General features: G+C 60.3%; 3 protein-coding genes. 2 read left to right on the top strand and 1 reads right to left on the bottom strand.

All coding sequences use genetic code 11. The features are described from left to right. Window positions 1-159 precede the first annotated feature (159 nt). Complete coding sequence (locus tag AC5DC2_RS10280; protein WP_061449946.1) at window positions 160-1,506, top strand: c-type cytochrome; 1,347 nt, start codon at window positions 160-162, stop codon at window positions 1,504-1,506. A gap of 760 nt (window positions 1,507-2,266) precedes the next feature. Here AC5DC2_RS10280 and AC5DC2_RS10275 read toward each other — a convergent pair. After that, complete coding sequence (locus AC5DC2_RS10275; protein WP_156484764.1) at window positions 2,267-2,410, bottom strand: hypothetical protein; 144 nt, start codon at window positions 2,408-2,410, stop codon at window positions 2,267-2,269. Window positions 2,411-2,744: 334 nt separating this feature from the next. Between AC5DC2_RS10275 and AC5DC2_RS10270 the strand changes: the two genes are divergently transcribed. Beyond that, a complete protein-coding gene (locus AC5DC2_RS10270; RefSeq protein WP_036238496.1) occupies window positions 2,745-4,136 on the top strand; it encodes a hypothetical protein in 1,392 nt (463 codons plus the stop codon). The last annotated feature ends 198 nt before the right edge of the window (window positions 4,137-4,334 follow it).

Below are 4,334 nucleotides of genomic sequence, written 5' to 3'. Positions count from 1 at the left end.
GCAACAATCAGGACACGCCCGAGGCGCGTGAGCGCTTCCTGGAATTCTCGACGCTGCTTCTCGCCGCGCTCTCCTTCGCCGCGGTGGTCTTCGAGACGCTACCGGTCTTCGTCTTCTGGGACTGCCGGTAATGCGCCCGCGATCGCCCGGGAGGGATCCATGCACCTGAACGTCGTCATCACCTGGAAGAGGATCTCCGGCCTCGCCGTGCTTGGCTTGACAGGCGCGCTGCTGGTCGGCTGGATAGGCCTGGTTTCGATCGCTGCCTCGGCCGGGCATTGGTCGGTGACACAATGGTTCCTCGGCTGGACGATGGAGAATGCTGTCAGAACACAGTCGATGCTGATCTCGAAGCCCGAGGAGATCGACCTCGGCGACCCGATGCTGGTGCGTCGCGCGGCCGGGCATTACGCGACCGGCTGCGCATCCTGCCACGGCGCCCCCGGCGTGCCGCAATCACCGGTGGTCGAGGAGATGGTGCCCTCGCCGCCGCGCCTCGAGGAGAAGGTCGCGGAATGGAGCGACGAGGAGCTGTTCTGGATCGTCAGGAACGGCATCAAGTACTCGGGGATGCCGGCCTGGCCGGCGCAGGACCGCAAGGACGAGGTTTGGGCGCAGGTGGCGTTTCTTCGGGCGCTTCCCGAGATGTCCCGGGCCGAATATGCGAACCTCGCGCTGGGCGGCGGATTGGCTGACGACGATCTCGAAGCGGGTGGTGAAACCATGCCCGCACTCGCCGGCATCATCGACAACGCGCTCTCCGATTGCGCCCGCTGCCACGGTCGCGACGGGCTGGGCCGCGGAGAGGACGAGGCCCGCCACGCCTTCCCGGTAATTGCCGGCCAACCCGCGCCCTATCTCTATGCCACCCTGCTCGCCTTTGCGCGTGGCGACCGTCAGAGCGGTTTCATGGAACCGCCCGCGACCCGCTACGAGACGGAGGTGCTCGCCGAACTCGCGCACTACTTTGCGGCGCAGCCGGCGCCCCCTGGTTCCGACGACGAAGCCGTGGCTGCTCGCGGACCGGCTGGTTCCGACACGAGCGACGACGCGCCCGCATCCGCCCCGCCGGCGGTCGCGACGGATGCGGTCGAAGCGCTGGTTCCGGCCGCCGAAACACAACAGGACGAGGCGGGGGTGCTCGAGGGCGAAGGCGATGCCGGGGGAAGCGCGGTGCCGATGGCAGCGGCTGCGGGGCCTCCGGCCAGCCGGGATGAACTTCTGGAGCTCGGGCGGGGCATCGCACTGGAGGGCATCGCTTCTCGCAAGCTTCCCGCCTGTCAGAGCTGTCACGGCGCCGCCGGCCGTTCGCGAAACCCCTATTATCCCTATCTCTCCGGTCTGCCCGAATGGTACCTCTCGGAGCACCTTCATCTCTGGAAAGAAGGAACGCGCGGCGGCACGCAATACACGCACGTCATGGCAGAGATCGCCGAGAACATGACGCAAGAACAGATACAGGCCGTCTCCGCTTGGTACGCGACGCAAGCCTCCGAAGGCCGATAAAACCGCAACGGCGCCACGATGGAGGATCCGCTCGACAATCCGGACGTTTTCTGTTCGCCCACCGAGGCCAGTGCCGCACCATCAAAATCACGCCGCCGACATCAGCGGCAATCTGCTGGCTGATGAGGAGAAGTTGGGCGCCTTCAAGTGCGAGGGCATCGAGTTCGTTTGAACAGGGCTCAAAGCCGGCGCAACTGGATCGATTGGCCTATTCTCAAGCAGTCGAACCGGCGGGAGCAGCGAGCCCTCAACCACGTTTACAAAAGCGTCGTTCCGAAACCTCAATGTCATTGCGAAAACTCGAGCAATGGGATTCGGCCATTCCGTTCCGACCTTAGCTAGACGAAGGTCTGTTTTTTGAGAAGTGTAACCAAGAGCCGCCAGCCAGCGGTCGGCCCCTTTCCGGTCATTCGTTGATATCTCTGAGAGCAGCCCTTCCCCCCTGTTTTGCCGACTATAAGGTCTTGAATGGAATCGAACCCGCGACCCAGCTGCTACCAAAGTCCTCGGCCTCAAATTCTTCAACAACCTAGTTTGGCTTGATCTCAATAACATGACGGATCTGGGGCGAGACCGAAACTGGGCGCCTCTGGATTTTGACCGTCACCGGATGACGGAAACCCGATCTTGTTTTCTCCCTCGTTCCGCGCGGCTGCGGACTATCGCGGGGAATGGAGAAGATATGTTGATCGCGTGGACTGGACAAAGCGACGGGCGCCAGCTCCTAAAATTGCCTGGGCCACCGTTGCAGCCGCCGACATCACCACATTCCGACGGAGTGACCCGATAGATAGCCCGCTCCCGCCACAAGAAAAGTCAACAACACGGCGACGATTGCAAAGCGCCCGTGAGCGCCAGCTTTGATTCCGAGGATTTCAAGAAAGAGAGAGTCTTTGGGTTCCATGGCGCAGTCCTTTCACCAAAAGAAATGTTGGTGGGCTGCTACTGCTACGCAGTTTAGCAGCCACTGGAGGTTTGCCAAGTGGCGGCGCCAAAAGTCGGTCTAGACCGCGTTTGCTAAGCCACTGATTTGACGAGGAAGTATTTTCGCTGGCAAGTACTTCCATCTAAACGGCTGTCCGCAGGAGCGCACCGGAGCGCGCAATTCGAAAACGGTCTATTCCTCACGGTTTTCCTGAACCCGCGCGTACGGCTTTTTACGCGGGGAGAAAAGGATTTGGGCTTTGACCTCAAAATCGTAAGATTGCGAACAGTGATTTGGTCGTTCGGGAACAGCCATGGTTGATAAACCGCAGCAGCAGCCACAAAGAGAGCACCACTTCTTCGTATCGACTGCGAAGTTTCTTTTCCATCATCCTCAGCACGGCATCGTCGCTGTCCGCGATCCCATAAGGCTGGCCGATGCGAAACGACGCGAGCTGGATCCCATCATACTCTACGGCGTCACCGTCGCCGGCCTGCCGATCCGCTGGCTGACATTCTCGACCGTCGGCCAGCGCAAATCTTTATGCGAGGTGCTGTGGACGGCTTGGAAAGACGCGGAGGGGTTGCGGGGCTTGCCGGATGTTCTTCGTGTCAATCGCTATATGGCACAGGCAGATCCGGGGCTCGCGGCGGATCTCGCCACAATCGGCGTCCGTCTTGAGGTTGCCGATACCAAGGATAAGACAGCTCCTGCATCACTTCGCTCGGCTCACGATGACTCCCGATGGCTGTCGCAACGGCATGATCCGGTCGATTTGTCGTTGGCCGCATGCGTGGAAGCCCTTTGTCTCGATGCGCAGGACGCTCACAACCGGAGTGCGCACCGCGGGCCTCGCGGCCTCAGCAATCGAAAACTGGAGGACAGCATAGAGCAATGGCTGAGCTTGCCGATGCGCCAACCGCCATCTGTTCCCCTCGAAGACCGGGATTGGGAAGCTGGCCGATGGCTGTCATCCTGGGAAACGGCGCTCCCACCCGATCAACCCCGCTATTTTCATTACGACGGTATGAGCCGAAGGACTTGGCTGATTTCGGGAGAAGAGCCGTCAGACGATGACGACGATGATGACTACGAATTTCCGGCCTACGAAGAGCACGACAATACGGCTGAAATCGCCCGGAATCTGGTCGCCTGCTGGCCCAACCCGCCGAAAGACGTCGCAGCGGCAGCCGGGATCACCCTGCGCCAACTCCAATGGTTTACCTCGGAACGTGCGACCCTAGACAAATCGACCCACTACGACCTGCGGCATCTACTGGGCATCGAGTATGACGAGCGGATGGGCGGCTATACGCCGGCAGGGCCCTATGTTTTGATCGCCAGGAAAGCTCAAGCGATCGAGGCAATCTATCAGGAGATTTCCGGAGGCGGTGATGCCTGCCCCTGCGAACTCGTTCCGGCTCAGGGACAGGCCGATCCGAGCTGGAGGTACGTCTTGATCAATGCGCATAGCACACCGCCGACCATTGTCATGGCCCCTCGCGGCGAGGTGATCACGGAACGGCTTCCCGACCTGATTCTAAACTACGAGGGCATTCGGCCGGTTTCTCAGGCTTTATACCGAGATGTTGTTACCACCTGCGCCCGGGCCTGCCAGACACCTCAGGCCAATGTCCGAGAGATGACGGAATTCGCAAAACGGTATGAACGATACTGGATAGATTGCGCATGGCTTCCGGACTGAACGTTCTGGTAGAGCTTAGCCCTGATGTCTGATCGTGTTCGAACATACCGGCCTGGTTTCGTTGCGCGCTTCCTTCCCCAAGGGAAATGGAAGGTGACACTGCGCCTGTCTTTACCGGCGACCATACAAATTACCCAGAACGGGAGACTGTCTAGAATTTTGTGCCCTGGCGCTGTTTCAGGACATAGGAAAACGTTC

This window comes from Martelella sp. (assembly GCF_984369615.1).
This window is presented reverse-complemented; position numbering and strand designations above follow the sequence as displayed.

Coding starts and splice junctions, on each gene's coding strand:
- AC5DC2_RS10275 (WP_156484764.1), bottom strand. CDS start 2,410: ATGGAACCCAAAGACTCTCTCTTTCTTGAAATCCTCGGAATCAAAGCT.
- AC5DC2_RS10270 (WP_036238496.1), top strand. CDS start 2,745: ATGGTTGATAAACCGCAGCAGCAGCCACAAAGAGAGCACCACTTCTTC.
- AC5DC2_RS10280 (WP_061449946.1), top strand. CDS start 160: ATGCACCTGAACGTCGTCATCACCTGGAAGAGGATCTCCGGCCTCGCC.